The sequence below is a fragment of the Mycobacterium simulans genome, from assembly GCF_900232995.1.
GTDB lineage: Bacteria > Actinomycetota > Actinomycetes > Mycobacteriales > Mycobacteriaceae > Mycobacterium > Mycobacterium simulans.
The window spans coordinates 3,210,283-3,226,542 of the sequence record NZ_OCVX01000003.1; the positions used below are offsets into that span (position 1 = coordinate 3,210,283).

Consider the following 16,260-nt stretch of genomic DNA (forward strand, 5'->3'; position numbering starts at 1 on the left):
CATATTGTCTAGGCATAAGGTCACGTTTCATGACGTCGATGACCACGATGACGGGCAGCCGGCCCTACGATGCGGTTGACCTGTCGTCGCGTACGTTTTGGTCCAAGACCGCGGCCGAGCGGGAGCGATCATTCGCCGTGCTGCGGGCCGAGCGGCCGGTGAGCTGGCATCCGCCCGTCGAAGACGCCCTGATGCACGATCCCAACGATCCCGGCTATTGGGCGGTCACCCGACGTTCCGACATCGTCACGGTCAGCCGCAACAACGAGGTGTTCCGGTCCGGGAAGGGGGTGATGTTCGAGAACGTCCCCGAGGATCTGCTCGAGGCGTCGCAGTCCTTCTTGGCGATGGACCCACCGCGACACACCAAGCTGCGCAAGCTCGTAAGCGCTGCCTTCACCCCGCGGCAGGTTCGCCGTATCGAGGACTCGATCAAGACCAACGCCAAGACGATTGTCGAGGAGTTCCGCGCGGCGGGCAGCGGCGCCGATTTCGTCGACCACTGCGCCAAGGAACTACCCATCCGCACCTTGTCGGACATCATGGGAATTCCGGAATCCGAAAGTCAGCAGGTGGCACACGCGGCCGATGCGCTGGTGTCTTGGGGCGATCCCGTCTATCTCGACGGACGTAACGCGCTGCAAGTGTTGGTCGAGAACCAAATCTATCTGCATCAGATTGCCAGCACGCTGGCCGCACAGCGTCGTGAAAATCCTGGCGATGACCTGTTCAGCGGCCTGGTAAACGCGGAAGTAGACGGGGAGCGGCTCACCGACGCCGATGTGGCGGCATTCTTCGTGCTGCTTGCCGTAGCCGGCAATGACACCACCCGCCAGACCGCCAGCCACGCGATGAAGGCGCTTACCGACTTCCCCGACCAGAAGGCATGGCTACTCGACGATTTCGACAACCGCATCGGCACCGCGATCGAGGAATTCATCCGCTGGGCCACCCCGGTCATGACCTTCCGCCGCACGGCCGCAACGGATTTCGAGCTGGGCGGCCAAACCATCCGGGCGGGGGAGAAAGTAGTGATGTTCTATGCGTCCGGCAACCGGGACGACGAGGCATTCGACCATCCGCAGCGCATCGACCTGAGCCGCAGTCCCAACCCGCACGTAAGCTTCGGCGGTGGCGGAGTGCACTTCTGTCTGGGCGCTCATGTCGCCCGCGCGCAGCTGCGCGCCATCTTCGGCGAGCTGCTCCGGCAGCTGCCCGACATTCGGGCCGGCGATCCGGAGTACTTGGCGGGCAACTTTATTCACGCGATCCGCAGCATGCCCTGCAGCTTTTGAGCTCACTAGCCAGCAGCACCAGCAACTCCGAACACCCGCCGTCGACCTTGACGGTGGCCAAGTCGTCACCGCGGGTACGGCCCCGGTTGACGATCCCGATCGGGATGCCGAGTCCCGCGGCGTAGCGTACGAACCGGTAGCCGGAGAACACGGTAAGCGACGAGCCCGCGACCAATAACGCATCAGCTTGGTCAACCAGCGAATAGGCTTCGGCCACACGTTCTTTGGGAACGGTTTCGCCGAAGTAGACGATGTCCGGCTTGAGCATTCCGGCGCAAGACGGGCAATCGAGATAGCGGAACGAGGCGGTATTGGAAACCACGGCGTCCGCGTCCGGGGCGACGGCCAACCCGCCGACGGCCCCGGCGCGCTCGATGAATCCCGGGTTGAGTGCCTCGAGCCGTTCGGCCAGCGCGGCCCGGCTGACGGTGTAGCTGCAACTCAAGCACGTCACCTGGGCGTAGGTGCCGTGCAAATTGATCACGCTGGTGCTGCCCGCCTTGGTGTGTAACAGGTCGACATTTTGCGTGATGATGCCGATCACCACGCCGGCATGCTGCAGCGCGGCCAGCGCGCGATGCCCGGCATTGGGCCGGGTGTCGTCCATGTGTCGCCAGCCAACGTGATTGCGCGCCCAGTACCGTTGCCGGAAAACCGGATCTGACGTGAACTGCCGAATGGTCATGGGGTTGCTGGGCGGCGAATCGGGGCCTCGATAGTCGGGAATGCCCGAGTCCGTGGAGATCCCCGCTCCGGTCAACACGGCGACCCGGCGACCGGCCAGTACGGCGACGAGCTCAGGCGACTCCACAAGGCCGAGCTTAGGGGCAAATTCGGTCTCCGGGCCCGGCCAGGCGACAATGGAAGGCAATGAGCTTCTATTCCGCATACCAGCACGGGTTCGTGCGCGTTGCCGCGTGCACGAACCACACGACCATTGGTGACCCCGCGGCCAATGCGGCGGCGGTACTGGGATTGGCGCGCGAGTGCCACGACGACGGCGTGGCGCTGGCGGTCTTTCCCGAGCTGACGCTGTCGGGCTACTCCATCGAGGACATCTTGCTGCAGGATGCCTTGCTGGACGGTGTCGAAGATGCGCTTCTCGAGATCGTCGCCGCGTCCGCTGGTCTACTTCCGGTTTTGGTGGTTGGCGCGCCGCTGCGTCGTCAGCACCGCATTTACAACACCGCGGTCGTCATCCACCGCGGCGCCGTGCTCGGCGTGGCGCCCAAGTCCTATTTGCCCACCTATCGAGAGTTCTACGAACGACGCCAGGTCGCACCGGGAGACGGCGAGTACGGCATCATCCGGATCGGCGATACCGAGACACCATTCGGCCCGGACCTGCTGTTCAGCGCGTCGGACCTGCCCGGTTTTGTGTTGCACGTCGAAATCTGTGAGGACATGTTCGTCCCGGTGCCGCCCAGCGCAGAGGCGGCGCTAGCGGGTGCGACGGTGCTTGCCAACCTGTCCGGCAGCCCGATCACCATCGGCCGCGCCGAGGACCGCTGCCTGCTCGCCCGCTCGGCGTCGTCGCGCTGTCTGGCGGCCTACGTCTATGCCGCCGCGGGCGCGGGTGAGTCCACGACCGACCTGGCGTGGGACGGCCAGACCATGATCTGGGAGAACGGGGTGCTACTCGCGCAGTCCGAGCGCTTCCCCAGGGGAGAGCGCCGTTCGGTTGCCGACGTCGACACCGAGTTGCTGCGATCGGAGCGGCTGCGCATGGGCACCTTCGACGACAACCGGCGTCACCACCGGGCGTTGGCGGATTCGTTCCGCCGCATCGAGTTTCGCGTCGATCCGCCGGCCAGCGATATCGGACTGTTGCGCAGTGTTGAGCGGTTCCCGTTCGTCCCGGCCGATCCGCAACGGCTGCAACAGGATTGCTACGAGGCCTACAACATCCAGGTATCGGGGCTCGAACAGCGACTGCGGGCACTGGACTACCCGAAGGTGGTCATCGGGGTGTCCGGTGGCCTGGACTCAACGCACGCGCTGATCGTCGCGGCCCGCGCGATGGACCGCGAAGGCCGTCCACGTAGCGACATTCTGGCGTTCACGCTGCCCGGATTCGCCACTGGTGAGCGCACCAAGAACAACGCGATCAAATTGTCACGCGCGCTGGGTGTCACCTTCGAGGAGATCGATATTCGCGACGCCGCCACGCTGATGTTTCACCAGATGGGTCATCCGTTCGGGCGTGGCGAGAAGGTGTATGACGTCACCTTCGAAAACGTTCAGGCCGGCCTGCGCACCGACTATCTCTTCCGATTAGCCAACCAGCGCGGCGGCATCGTGTTGGGCACGGGCGACCTGTCCGAGCTGGCGCTGGGCTGGTCGACGTACGGTGTCGGCGACCAGATGTCGCATTACAACGTCAACGCTGGAGTGCCAAAGACACTGATCCAGCATCTGATCCGGTGGGTGATCTCGGCGGGGGAATTCGATGACAAGGGGAGCGAGGTGCTGCAGTCGGGCCTGGACACCGAGATCACCCCCGAACTGATTCCAACCGGTGAAGAGGAAGAACTGCAAAGCAGCGAGGCGAAGGTGGGACCCTACGTCCTGCAGGACTTCTCACTGTTCCAGGTTCTGCGGTACGGCTTCCGGCCGTCGAAAATCGCCTTCTTGGCCTGGCACGCCTGGAGCGACCCGGACCGTGGCAACTGGCCGCCCGGCTTCCCGGAGAACAAACGCCCTTCCTATTCACTGTCCGAGATCCGGCATTGGCTGCAGGTTTTCGTCCAGCGATTCTATTCGTTCAGCCAGTTCAAGCGGTCGGCCTTGCCCAACGGGCCCAAGGTGTCACACGGAGGGGCGTTGTCGCCGCGGGGGGATTGGCGCGCCCCGTCGGACATGTCCGCGCGGATTTGGCTCGACCAAATCGAACGCGACGTGCCCGAAAGCTAGCTAGCGGATCAGGCCAACCGCCGGAATGAAGCGGCCCACCTTAGCCGTGTAGGCGCGGTAAGCATCGCCGTGGGTGCGCAATAGATAGGGCTCCTCCACCAAACGCACGTGCAGTTCGATCGTTGTGACGAGCAAGGCAAATCCGGCAAACGCAACAAGATTCGGCGTCACCAGGGAAATCCCGAGGGAGAACGCGAGCATTGCGGTGTAGATGGGATTGCGTACCCACCCGAATAGACCGGTGTGCACCAGCGCGGTGGTTTCCTCCTCGTCAACCCCGATCCGCCACGAATCGCCCATCGCGAGCTGCGCAGATACCGTGACTACGATCCCGGCCACCGCAATGAGTATTCCGGCGATCTGAATCCAGATCGCGCGCAAGATGGCAATGGGTTCAACGAGATTGAGCCGCTGCAGGATCGGAGCGGTCACACTCACCAGCAGTGCGACCACGAAGCCCACCCCGGCCAGCCATTCCGGCGACCCGAACCGGCCGTTGATGCCGCGGAAGCCGGCCGATCCGGTGCGCCGATGCTGCAGCCAACTGCGCCAACCGAATCCGAGCACACTGAACGCCACCAAGAGTGCCAGGGCGATGTCGGCCGCGGTCGTCGCTGACATAATCAGTAACAGTACATCGAGATCCGTATTCGTACAGCGTGCTAGTTCTCCGGCACCGCCACGTTGATTCCTTCGACGTCGGGTGCGCAGTTGCCGGCGCCAGGCACCAGCGTAGCGATCGCACCTGCCGCGCAGGCGCGCCGTAACGCGCGGAGCCGCTGGCGCGGTGAGCCGGGGTTGGGCGGCCAGTCCGCGGCCAGCACCCCCGCGAACACGTCACCCGCGCCGGTGGTGTCCACGGGTGTCACAGCCGGCGGGCGTACCTCGAACCTGCCGTCCGGGCCGGCGTATCGGGCCCCGCGCGCACCGAGCGTAACCACGAAATGGGTTGGCTGATAAGGCCAGTCATCGGCCTCGCTCTCGTTGGCGATCACGACGTCTGCGACGGCAGCCAATTCGGCCAGGGCGGCGGGATCCTGCCCGCTCGGTGACGCATTGACGATGACGACTGCACCGGCCTCCCTGGCCGCCCGTGCCGCGGCCAGCGCGGCCATCGCCGGAATCTCCAACTGGGTCAATAGCACATCGCAGGTGGGGATCCGGGTCACCTTCAGGTGCGCATTGGCACCCGGAGCCACCACGATGGCGTTCTCCGCGCTGGCATCGACCACGATGGCGGCGGTTCCGGTCGGTCCGGGTACCCGGATGGTTGCGTCGACTCCAACGGCGTTGGCCCGCAGGTGGGCTCGCAACGTTTCGGCGGCCGGGTCGTCGCCGAACGCGCCGACGAACTGCACCCGCGCGCCCGCGCGCGCGGCGGCCACGGCCTGATTGGCGCCCTTGCCGCCGGGCACGTGCGTCAAAGTGGACGCCAGCACCGTCTCACCCGGGCGTGGCAGCGCGGCCACCTCAAACACCAGGTCCATGTTCACGCTGCCCACTACGCATACTCGCGTCGCCATTCCGCCGAGGTTATGGACTCGCGCCGGCTTTCACAATGGACACTTCCAGGGTCAGACAAAGTTTTCGCCCAACATGTGGTTGGCGTGTGATGCTTTCGCCCCGAAGCTCGTCAACCTTCCGCGTGCTGAATGCCGCCGAATCAACCGAATTCGACGAGTGTTGTGGGGGCCCGGAGCCGGTCGAGGTAGGGCAACCGGTAGATCAGCGGAATGGCCCACCGCAACAACTTGCCACGCCCTTGGGGCGCCGGTAGCTCGCGCACCGCGCGGATGCCGGTGATAGCACGCATTTCGTCGTACTGATTGGCGGTGAACGAGAACGGCATCGTGGGTGCGGTGTAATGCTTACTGAGTTTGATGCCGCGTCGCGAATACGCGCTCAAGAACCAAGGAATGCTGTCGAAGATCAACTGGCCACCGGGAAATCGTTTGGCACAGGCCGTGATTAGGTCGAACACCACATCACGCTCCAGGTATTGGAGCAGACCCTCGACGGTTATCAGCACGCCGTTGGTGTCGTCGACCCAGTCCATCCAGGAGTAGTCGAGTGCGGACTGAGCGCAGTAGCGCAACCGGTTCGATACCGGGAGCAGTTGCTGGCGTAGCCGCACGATTGGCTCAAGGTCCACCGAGAGCCAGGTCAGCTCGCCGTTGTCGAGGCGCCAAAAGCTGGTCTGCAGCCCCTCTGCCAGGGCGACGACGGTGGCACGCGGATAGCCGTCGAGGTACTCGCGGGATGCGTTGTCGAATGCCAAGGCCCGAAGAGCGGTAGCTTGGTGTGTGCGGCCGAAGTGGTGGTAGTCATAGTCGAGGCTGTCGCGCAGGGCGATAGCCATCGGGTCGTCGATGATGCCGTCGGGTCGGATGGCCTCGGTCGCGCGCTGATGCAGTGTAAGAAGCGCAGTTTCGGATATGCCGTCGAGATGACGGGCGTCAATGACTGGCATGGATGCACTATAGGCAGTGCAGAGTTCAAGGGCCGTTCCCCATAATCTCGCCGTTCCGGGCAAGGATCACACACGATCTCTGGCGCCGCGGGAACTTTTTGCCTCGCTTGGCCGACTACACCGCAAGCGACGCGAAAAGGAGGTGTAGCCCTGATAGCCCCGATATGGATGGCTATGCCGCCGGAGGTGCACTCGACTCTCTTGAGCGCTGGACAAGGTCCGGGATCATTACTTGCGGCTGCCGCGCAATGGCAAGAACTCAGCAATCAATACAGTCACGTAGCCGCCGAGTTGAGCCAGCTGCTGGCCGAGGTACAGGCCAGCAGCTGGCACGGAACCGGCGCCGCGCAGTATGTGGCTGCGCATGCCCCCTATCTGGCCTGGCTCGAGCACGCCTCGATCGGTAGCGCAGTCACCGCCGCACACCACGAGACGGCCGCCGCCGCCTACAGCAGCGCCCTCGCCGCCATGCCCACGCTGACCGAACTGGCCGCCAACCACGCAGTCCACGGCGTTCTCGTCGCCACTAACTTCTTCGGCATCAACACCGTTCCCATAGCCCTCAACGAAGCCGATTACGCCAGGATGTGGATCCAAGCCGCCGACATCATGGCTACCTATCAAGCCATCACTGAGGCGGCGACCTCAGGAACACCGCCTACCCCACCAGCGCCACCCATCCTTGCGCCCGGTGGCGAAGCCCGAGGTGACCAGCGGGACGTATGGAGTTCAATCGCCCAACTCATCAGGGACATCTTGAATTTCATCGCCGATCCCTTCAAGTATTTTCTACAGTTTTTCGAACGACTCGGATTCGGCCCCGCGGCTGCGGTTGTCCTTGCCGTCATTGCGTTGTTCTTGTATGACGTCCTGTGGTACCCCTACTACGCCTCCTACTCTCTCCTGCTGCTCCCCTTCTTCACTCCCGCCCTAAGCGCACTCAGCGCCGTTGGCGCGTTCAGCTATTTGTTGGACACCGGGCCCTCGGTCGGACTGATTCCTGTTGCCGTAGCGCCCAGCGCCGGCCACCACGTTGGTCCCGACATGGGTGTCGGGGTAGCGCCCATCACATCGGCCGCCGCGAGCGGCGTCTCAGCAACGAGCAACTCGGCACCGGGCGCACCCGCGTCGGCCCCGGTCGACGGCGCTGTACCTGCACCCGTCATCGGCTACGCGGTGCCCGGCCTGGCGCCCCCGGGGGCCAGTTCGAACCCCAAATCCGGCGCGAAATCGCCTGACACCCTTACTGACACCATCGGAGCCAGCGCCGCAGCAAGAAAGCACTCGGCGGCCCCCGCACGAGCGCGCCGCATACATCGCCGCAAGATCCGAGCCGGGGCGCGCGGCTACCGCGACGAGTTCCCGCACGCAACTATGGACGACGCTATCGATGCCGACGCCGAATCCACTTCATCCATGGCAAGTAGGCGAGGCGCGGGCCCCCTAGGTTTTGCCGGCACCGCCGTCAGGCTTGGCACCCACGCCGCCGGAGTGGTCCACCTTTCCGCCGACGGCACAAGCCATGGCGTCCCGCTCCTCCCTGCGACATGGGTAACCGACGACGAAATACCGGGGGCGAACAGGAGGAGCTCTTAGTCACCTTATTCAGCAGTATCCCGAGAGCGAGCCAAAACGAAGTGAATGAGGAGATCAGAGCCGATGGCGCTGAATGTGAAAGGGGAGGGACTCGGTGCGCAGGTCACCGGGATCGACCCCAAAGACCTGGGCAGTATATCTGGCGACGAGATCCGCGACGTGGTTTACGAGAATAAACTCGTTGTTCTAAAAGATGTTAATCCGTCCCCGGAGGACTTTATAAAACTCGGAAAGATAATCGGAGAAATTATTCCCTATTACGAGCCCATGTATCATCACGCGGATCATCCTGAGATCTTTGTCTCGTCCACCGAGGAAGGTCAGGGTGTTCCAAAAACCGGCGCGTTCTGGCACATCGATTACATGTTCATGCCGGAACCGTTTGCTTTTTCCATGGTTGTGCCGCTCGCAGTGCCCGGGCGGGACCGCGGGACCTATTTCATCGATCTGGCTAAGGTTTGGGAGTCGTTGCCCGCTGCCAAGCGGGACCCGGTTCGCGGAACATTCAGCACCCACGATCCTCGACGCCACATCAAGATCCGCCCAAGCGATGTCTACAAGCCCATCGGAGAAGTCTGGGGCGAGATCAGCCGGACCACGCCCCCAATAAAGTGGCCCACGGTCATCAGGCACCCGAAGACCGGTCAAGAGATCCTCTACATCTGCGCGTCGGGCACCACCAAGATCGAGGACCAGGACGGGAATCTGCTTGATCCCGCTGTGCTGGAAGAACTCATGGCCGCGACCGGGCAACTCGATCCCGAGTTCAGGTCGCCGTTCATTCACACTCAGCACTACGAGGTTGGCGACATCGTTCTGTGGGACAACCGAGTTCTCATGCACCGAGCGAAGCACGGCAGCGCCAGGGGCACTCTGACGACCTACCGTCTGACCATGCTCGATGGGCTCAAGTCACCGGGATACGCGGTATGAGCCACACCGACTTGACCCCCTCCGCGCGGGCCGGGACGGAGTGCGCAGACACAGTTCCAATCGCGGAGGATCTGCTCAGTAGAGTGCTCGAGCCCTACTCTTACAAGGGATGCCGCTATCTCATCGACGCGGAGTCCAAAGCTACCGCCGATTCGGTCCTTGCCTATGGCAATTTCAGGATTGGTGAGCCCGCCTACATTCGAAGCACGGGACACTTCAATGCGGTCGAACTGTTGCTGTGCTTCAATCAGCTCGCTTACAGCGCTTTCGCCCCAGCGGTCATTAACGAGGATATTCCTGCACTCCGAGGCTGGTCGATCGAAGATTATTACCGACACCAGCTCGCCAGCATGCTGATCAGGAGAACATCATCGCGATTCAAAAAGCCGATCAATCCCCAAAAATTCTCTGCACGATTGCTGTGTCGAGATTTGCAAGTCATCGAACGAACGTGGCGTTATCTCCTGGTTCCGTGCGCCATCGAGTTCTGGGACGAGGACGGCGGGGCCGCGTTCGGCGAGATCGAACTAGCGGCCCTCAACATCCCGTAACCCGCTAAGAGGGGAACAGCCATAGCCATGTCTCATTTACCGCCTACCGTGCTGGAACGGATCTTTCAACAGGCGCGGCGGCAGCCCGCGGCAACCGCCCTGCGCCGCTGCGACGGCACTAGCGCGCTTCGGTACTCCGAACTCGTTGCCGAAGCGGGCAGCCTTGCCGCGAATCTTGGTGCACAGTCGGTTTCTCGCGGATCCCGGGTACTTGTGATTTCGGACAACGGGCCCGAGACATACCTGTCGGTACTGGCCTGCGCAAAGCTCGGGGCAATCGCCGTCATGGTGGACGGCAACCTTCCGCCGGCAACCATCCAACGTTTCTGCCAGATCACTGACCCCCGCGCGATACTCATCGCTCCGGGTAGCAGAATCGGATCTTCCACGCTGCCCGAAGTGCTCCGCTCGATACCGGCGATTACGGTCGATATTGCAGCTGGCGCAAGGGATTCCGCTCAACTCTTAAGTGCGGATAGTTTTGCTGGAAACCCAGATCAGGGCGCTAATGACGCGCTGGCGATGATCTTTACGAGCGGTACCACGGGCGAGCCAAAGGCCGTACTGCTGGCCAATCGAACTTTCTTTGCCGTCCCGGACATTTTGCGGGAAGAGGGTTTGAACTGGATCACTTGGGTCGTCGGCGAAACCACGTACTCGCCGTTGCCGGCGACGCATATCGGGGGACTGTGGTGGATACTCACCTGTCTGATGCAGGGGGCGTTGTGTATCACCGGCGGTGAGCACACATCGTCCCTGGTGGAGATTCTCGACGTGAACGCGGTCGCGACGACATGCCTAGTGCCAACTCTTCTTTCGAAACTGGTCTCCGAGCTGAAGTCCGCAAACGCGACGGTTCCCGCGTCGCTGCGACTGGTCGGCTACGGTGGCTCGCGGGCAATCGCGGCTGATGTGAGATTTATTGAAGCTGCCGGCATCCGCACTGCACAGGTCTACGGCTTGAGCGAAACGGGCTGCACCGCCTTGTGTCTGCCGACCGACGACGGCTCAATCGCCAAAATCGAGGCGGGAGCGGTAGGACGTCCGTACCCTGGCGTGGAGGTCTATCTGGCAGCTAAAGAAGGCAGCGGACCCACCCACCTAGGCGTTGCCCCGTCGGCCTCGTTCGGCACGCTGTGGATTAAATCGCCGGCAAATATGTTGGGGTACTGGAACAATCCAGAACGCACCCAACAGGTTTTGATTGACGGGTGGGTGAACACCGGCGACCTACTGGAGCGCCACGAGGACGGATTCTTCTACATCAAGGGAAGATCCTCGGAGATGATCATCTCCGGTGGCGTCAACATAGTGCCCGACGAGGTCGATCGCATCGCTGAAGGCGTTCCGGGCGTCCGCGAGGCCGCATGCTACGAAATACCCGATGCGGAGTTCGGGGCGTTGGTCGGTTTGGCTGTAGTCCCGTCGGCAGCGCTGGACGAGCCGGCGACGATCCAGCTCAAGCGAAGGATCGCGGCTACTTATCGGAGCGAGTCAGAGTCGATGGCGCGGCCATCCACGATCGTGATTGTCGCCGATATTCCCCGAACGCAGTCGGGCAAGGTCATGCGCGCATCATTGGCGGCGGCGATGAGTGGAGTGAAAGCCGAAGTGGCCGTTCGTGGCTGAGACGGTACGGGATCGGGTCCTCGCTGCTGTCTGTGAGGTGTTGTACATCGCAGGGGCGGACCTCTTCGACGGCGACGCAACGGATCTCAGGGACCTCGGGCTGGACTCTGTTCGCTTCGTTCTCCTGATGAAGCGGCTCGGCGTGAACCGAGTATCAGAGCTGCCATCCCGATTGGTGGAGAACCCGTCGATTGCGAGCTGGGTTCGCGAGCTGGAGGATCTCGGTGACCGTGCCTGAAGAAGGTCGCGTGGATCGAGTTGCCTTAAGTAGGTCTCAACAGAACATCTACAACGGGGTGCTGCAGGATAACGATCCCGCGTTATATCTGATCGGCAAGAGCTATCGGTTCCACCCGTTGGAGCTGTCCGGATTCCTGGCTGGCTTGCAGGCAACGATACTCAACAATCCCGTGCAACTTTGCGTTCTCGAGGCGCCCCCGGAGGGGGGTGATTATCCAGAGCTCGCGCCGCGGCTACAGTTTGGCGACATCGTGCGCGTGCGGTCGGACGACGAGGACCACACAGACCGCGGTGACGACGAGTTCACGCGCATGTGGTCTCCTGACATCATCGCCAAGCCACTCGTGCGCTATACCGTGCGGACCGACCGGAGCGGTTATGTGTCGGGCCTCGACGTCCACACTCACCACATCCTGCTTGACGGCGGCGCGACGGGGATCATCGAGACTGATTTGGCGCGACACCTTGCAGCCGGACAGGAGGACGAGATCCCCCGTGTTACAAACGGTCTGAGGAAGTTAGCCGAGGCGCACCGTCGCGAGTCGGTCAAGGTGGAGGAATCGCTACAGCGCCTCGCCGAGGTCGTGCGGCGTGAGCTCGCCGACGAGGCGCGCCACAGCGGCTATGGTCAAGGCTCTAACGACGCTCCCGGGACCGCGGCCAAGGGCGTGCTTCATGAATCAGCGAGGATCTCTGGCAAGGCATTTGATGCGATCCTCACCTTCTCGGAGGAGAAACAGGTCCCACTCAACGTGCTGGTGGCCGCGGCGGCAGTAGCCGTCGACGCGAGCCTTCGGCAGAGCACCGAAACCCTGTTAGTGCACGCAGTTGACAACCGGTTCGGAGATGCCGATCTGAATGTGGCGACATGCCTGGTCAACTCGGTTGCGCACGCGGTCCGGTTTTCGCCATTTGCGTCGGTAGCGGATGTCGTTCGGATCCTTGACCGGGGCTACGTCATGGCACTAAGACGCCGGTGGTTTCGGGAAGAGCAGTACCGCCGGATGTATTTGGCGATCAACCGGACATCGAACGTTGAGGCGTTGACGCTCAATTTCATCCGGGAGCCGTGCGCGCGCGGCCTGCGCCCCTTCTTGTCGGAAGCACCGGTTGCGACGGATATCGGTCCGGTTGAGGGCAGGACAGTAGCGTGTGTTCTCGACGAAGACCAGCGCACACTGAACCTGGCTATCTGGGACAGGGCAGATCTGCCCGAGAGAAAGACACACCCGAGGGTCGCAGAACGGATCGCTGCGGCATTGGAATCAATGACGGCGATGTGGCATAACCCGATCGCCATGACCGTCAACGAATGGTTCGGGATCGGCCCCGACGGTGCTCTCCGCCAAGATGATTGGGCAACCCAGACGGAGCAGCCGGCGCCTGCCTGGTTTCTCAATCCAGCGCGGGGCGTCGACCAATTCCTTGAAATCCGTTGCTACGTCTACCCGTGGGTCGCCTGGTTGGTGCAGAACGGCGCCGTGCCGGGCGACGTCCTGGTGTTCACGGACGACAACACCGACATGACCATCGACCTCCTGATCGCATGCCACCTTGCCGGCTGCGGCTACAGCGTCTGCGACACCGTCGACGAACTTCACTTGCGAGCCGATGCGATCGCCGCTCACAGCGACGGCATTTCAACGCACGTCGTCAACGTGGCTGCTACCGGGCTGGCGGCGGTTCTGGATGACGAGCTACGCAAGCTGGTGGACGGGCGCATCGAAAAGGTGACACAAGACCCCCTGCTTGCCACCAAGACGGCGTACATCATGCCGACCTCGGGGACGACCGGTCCACCCAAGCTCGTCGGAATCTCACAAGGGTCGCTCGCGCTCTTCAGTGACGCAGTGCGACGTGCCTATGGATGGGGGCCAGACGACACCATCCTCCAATGCGCGCCTTTGACATCGGACATCAGCGTCGAAGAGATCTTTGGCGGCGCAGGCTGTGGATCAAACCTGGTCCGATCCACCGCCATGAAAACGGGCGACCTGCAGGCACTCGCACACGATTTCGTCGCGAAGAGGCCGACAGTCATCGACCTGCCCACCGCCGTGTGGCATCTGTTGTGCGACGACGGCGACGCGCTTAACGCAATCCGCCGGTCTTGCCTCCGCCAGATCGTCATCGGCGGTGAAGCCATACGCCCCAATGCCGTCGACAAGTGGATCGAATCCGGTGCTTCACAAGGTATCTCGGTTGTCTCGACCTATGGTCCGACAGAGACCACAGTCGCCGTCACCTATTTGCCGATCGCCTGCGATGGGACCACCGTTGCGGGCCGCGCTCGACTCACGCTGGGCCGGCCGCTCGTGCCCAACACGGTGTTCGTCGCCTTCGGTGAGGTCGTCATCGTTGGGGATTTGGTCTCCGCCGGCTATCTCGGAATCGACAGCATGAGCTTCGGTGCCGTGACTGCCACCGACGGTTCGCGACGGCGCGCGTTCGCCACCGCCGATCGTGTCATTCTTGATGACAATCTTGATCGGGGCCATCCGGCCTTCTCCGGACGCAAAGACGCCATTGTCAAGATCTCGGGCAAGCGAGTCGACACCGCTGAAGCAGTTAGGCGGATCTTCGACGATCCCGCGGTATCCGATGTCGCCGTCGAGCCACACGAGGTTGGTCTCGGGGTGTGGTTCGAAACTCAGCGGACCCGCGAAGGTGCCGAAGACACTGCGGCGGCCGCTCGTATCAGGCGCATTCTCGTTCGTTTAGGAGTGCCTTCGTTTTTCGTGGTCGGCGTGCCGAGTATCCCGAGAAAGCCCAACGGAAAGATTGACAGCGACAACCTAAGGACGCCGTCTCAGTTTGTGGACGCTGTGCGAAACGACGCCGAATCGGGCGAGAAGGCGGCAGGTCTCGCGGAAATCTGGAGTCGACACCTCGGGAGAGCGATCCGGTCAGACTCATCGCTCCTCGACGAGGGAATCGGTTCGTTGGAGCTGATCAGAATCCTCCCCGAAACTCGCAGGTACTTGAATCGGCACCTGTCGCTTCTGGATCTGATCAGTGCTGATAGCGCCGCCAACCTGGCTGGTAGCGGCTCGACAGCCGATGGATGGATGGACGTTGAAACAGCTGCCGCGATAGAACGCGATCTCGCTTCGTTGGGGCGGCGGCGTCGTCCCCCTTCGGAGCTGAGCGTCAAACGGTCCCCGACCAGCCGCAGGCCACAGGCAATCGTCGTGTTGGGCGCGTCGGGAATTCTGGGCACAGGATTTGCCCAGGCGGTCCTCGACCTGAGACGGTCCGGAGTGCCGTGCCCCGAAGTGGTCTTGGCCACGAGATCACAGCTCCCCGAACGTGATCCATGGGCAGCTCTGCGTAGCGTTGATGGGGTACGGATCGAACGTTTATCTCCCCAGTTTGGTCCAGATGACCTCGACGCCCTGATCCGCGACACCGGCGCTCGAACCCTCATAAATTGCATCGGTAATACCAACGTGCTCGTGCCATACCGCGAACTCCGGTTGGCGAACGTAGAGCTCGTTTCCGCGATCACCGACGCCTGCGCGAGTCGTGGTACGCGGTTGGTGCAGTTGTCGACGTTCGTCGTCAATGGGAGTGTTACCGCGCCGCGAGTCACCGACCCCCGTGACGCGCCTTATCCCTACGCGGCCTCCAAGTCACTCGCGGAGCTGGTAGTGACGGGATCACCGCCGACACTCGACTTCACCATCGTGCGCCTGCCCCGGATCCTTGGCGTGGACTATCAATTGCGCGATTCCGCCGACATTCTGGTCTCGATCGTTGATGCCTGCATCGCGTTGGGTGCCTACCCTTCCGTGACGTTGACGGAAGAGGTCACCACTGGCCGAGCCGCGACGAAGGCAATCCTGGGCTTGTTGCCAGAGTTGGCTGGCTCGGCCGAGCTGGGACGCGGAATCACCGTGGTACACGGTGCGGCTGTCGCGTATGCAGAGTTTCTCAGCGGGTACGCGCTCGACGAACTTGATGCCGAGGAGTGGAAGTATCGATTGGATGAAAGCGATTGGGCGACAAGAAATCCGCGAAGGTGGTCGGTGGTGGATGCCTGGGTCGGCCTGGGCAGGAGACTCGGTACCCGCTCTTACGCGGAATACCTGGCGGATTACCGAACCCTAGCCCTCGGTATCCAATCCGTCGCCGAACTCGTCGCGAAACCAGAGTCGGTTCGAGCCGTGCTAGCACACGGATGTTCACAGTGACTGAAACATGGTGCCGTGTAATCAACATGTTTCGTGCAGGCGACCGTTGACCACACTGGGGAGCATGGACTCGCGGCACTTCCGGATTGCTCGTCGTGAGCCAAGTCAGGAATTGCTCAGCAGTGCACACCAAGCGGTGCGACAAGTTTCGGTCGGCCGCTACGTCACCTACCCTGTTGCGGCCGACTAGCATACGGCAGCAATACAACTCGGGGCGGCGATGTATTCCGGGGCCTGACTTCTGAATCGCCACATTTGTCACAACTGCCCCTGTCCCGGGATGTCGCGTTGTGCCCGCCTCAGAGCGACTAATCCGTTGCAGCCGAGTGGCCGACCCAGGTTGTCGCTAATGGCGTTCACTGTGGGACGTTACTGTTGATAATCGCAACTGACGAGCGCTCTGCGGGCTGTCTGCGGACTGGGGACGTCCGGGAAGTCTG

General features: G+C 62.4%; 12 protein-coding genes. 8 read left to right on the plus strand and 4 right to left on the minus strand.

Annotated features, from left to right (window positions below; genetic code table 11):
* The first annotated feature begins 38 nt into the window (after nt 1–38).
* Nucleotides 39–1,295: a cytochrome P450 gene (locus MSIMFI_RS15305; protein WP_191498207.1), complete on the plus strand. Its 1,257-nt coding sequence runs from the start codon at nt 39–41 to the stop codon at nt 1,293–1,295.
* Here MSIMFI_RS15305 and MSIMFI_RS15310 read toward each other — a convergent pair.
* Nucleotides 1,258–2,106 (minus strand): NAD-dependent protein deacetylase, encoded by an 849-nt coding sequence (locus MSIMFI_RS15310; RefSeq protein WP_224770195.1) that lies wholly within the window; start codon nt 2,104–2,106, stop codon nt 1,258–1,260. The two genes, MSIMFI_RS15305 and MSIMFI_RS15310, sit on opposite strands and share 38 nt — an antisense overlap.
* Before the next feature lie 59 nt (nt 2,107–2,165).
* On the opposite strand from MSIMFI_RS15310, the gene MSIMFI_RS15315 reads away from it, so the two are divergent.
* Nucleotides 2,166–4,208, plus strand: a complete 2,043-nt coding sequence (locus tag MSIMFI_RS15315; protein WP_191497839.1) for an NAD(+) synthase — start codon at nt 2,166–2,168, stop codon at nt 4,206–4,208.
* On the opposite strand, the gene MSIMFI_RS15320 is transcribed toward MSIMFI_RS15315, so the two are convergent.
* The 3 genes from MSIMFI_RS15320 to MSIMFI_RS15330 all read right to left on the minus strand — a co-directional run bounded on the left by MSIMFI_RS15320 (nt 4,209) and on the right by MSIMFI_RS15330 (nt 6,678).
* Complete coding sequence (locus MSIMFI_RS15320; RefSeq protein ID WP_186243895.1) at nt 4,209–4,829, minus strand: methyltransferase family protein; 621 nt, start codon at nt 4,827–4,829, stop codon at nt 4,209–4,211.
* Nucleotides 4,830–4,870: 41 nt separating this feature from the next.
* On the minus strand, nt 4,871–5,731 hold the full coding sequence (locus MSIMFI_RS15325) for a PfkB family carbohydrate kinase (RefSeq protein WP_191497840.1): 861 nt from the start codon (nt 5,729–5,731) through the stop codon (nt 4,871–4,873).
* Nucleotides 5,732–5,871: 140 nt separating this feature from the next.
* The gene (locus MSIMFI_RS15330; protein ID WP_191497841.1) at nt 5,872–6,678 is read right to left on the minus strand and encodes a class I SAM-dependent methyltransferase; all 807 of its coding nucleotides are present in this window, start codon (nt 6,676–6,678) and stop codon (nt 5,872–5,874) included.
* Between the two features lie 168 nt (nt 6,679–6,846).
* Between MSIMFI_RS15330 and MSIMFI_RS15335 the strand changes: the two genes are divergently transcribed.
* The 6 genes from MSIMFI_RS15335 to MSIMFI_RS15360 all read left to right on the plus strand — a co-directional run bounded on the left by MSIMFI_RS15335 (nt 6,847) and on the right by MSIMFI_RS15360 (nt 15,820).
* On the plus strand, nt 6,847–8,274 hold the full coding sequence (locus tag MSIMFI_RS15335) for a PPE family protein (RefSeq protein ID WP_191497842.1): 1,428 nt from the start codon (nt 6,847–6,849) through the stop codon (nt 8,272–8,274).
* 63 nt (nt 8,275–8,337) lie between these two features.
* Nucleotides 8,338–9,207 carry a (3R)-3-[(carboxymethyl)amino]fatty acid oxygenase/decarboxylase gene (gene scoE / locus MSIMFI_RS15340; RefSeq protein ID WP_191497843.1) on the plus strand — a complete coding sequence of 290 codons (870 nt, stop codon included), beginning with the start codon at nt 8,338–8,340 and terminating at the stop codon, nt 9,205–9,207.
* Nucleotides 9,204–9,758, plus strand: coding sequence for an FcoT family thioesterase (locus MSIMFI_RS15345; protein WP_191497844.1), 555 nt, complete (start codon nt 9,204–9,206; stop codon nt 9,756–9,758). The genes scoE and MSIMFI_RS15345 overlap by 4 nt, the downstream gene beginning before the upstream one ends.
* Before the next feature lie 27 nt (nt 9,759–9,785).
* Complete coding sequence (fadD10, locus tag MSIMFI_RS15350; RefSeq protein WP_191497845.1) at nt 9,786–11,387, plus strand: fatty acid--CoA ligase FadD10; 1,602 nt, start codon at nt 9,786–9,788, stop codon at nt 11,385–11,387.
* Nucleotides 11,380–11,625 carry an acyl carrier protein gene (locus MSIMFI_RS15355; protein WP_191497846.1) on the plus strand — a complete coding sequence of 82 codons (246 nt, stop codon included), beginning with the start codon at nt 11,380–11,382 and terminating at the stop codon, nt 11,623–11,625. The genes fadD10 and MSIMFI_RS15355 overlap by 8 nt, the downstream gene beginning before the upstream one ends.
* On the plus strand, nt 11,612–15,820 hold the full coding sequence (locus MSIMFI_RS15360; RefSeq protein WP_318187395.1) for an AMP-binding protein: 4,209 nt from the start codon (nt 11,612–11,614) through the stop codon (nt 15,818–15,820). The genes MSIMFI_RS15355 and MSIMFI_RS15360 overlap by 14 nt, the downstream gene beginning before the upstream one ends.
* Nucleotides 15,821–16,260: the final 440 nt, after the last annotated feature.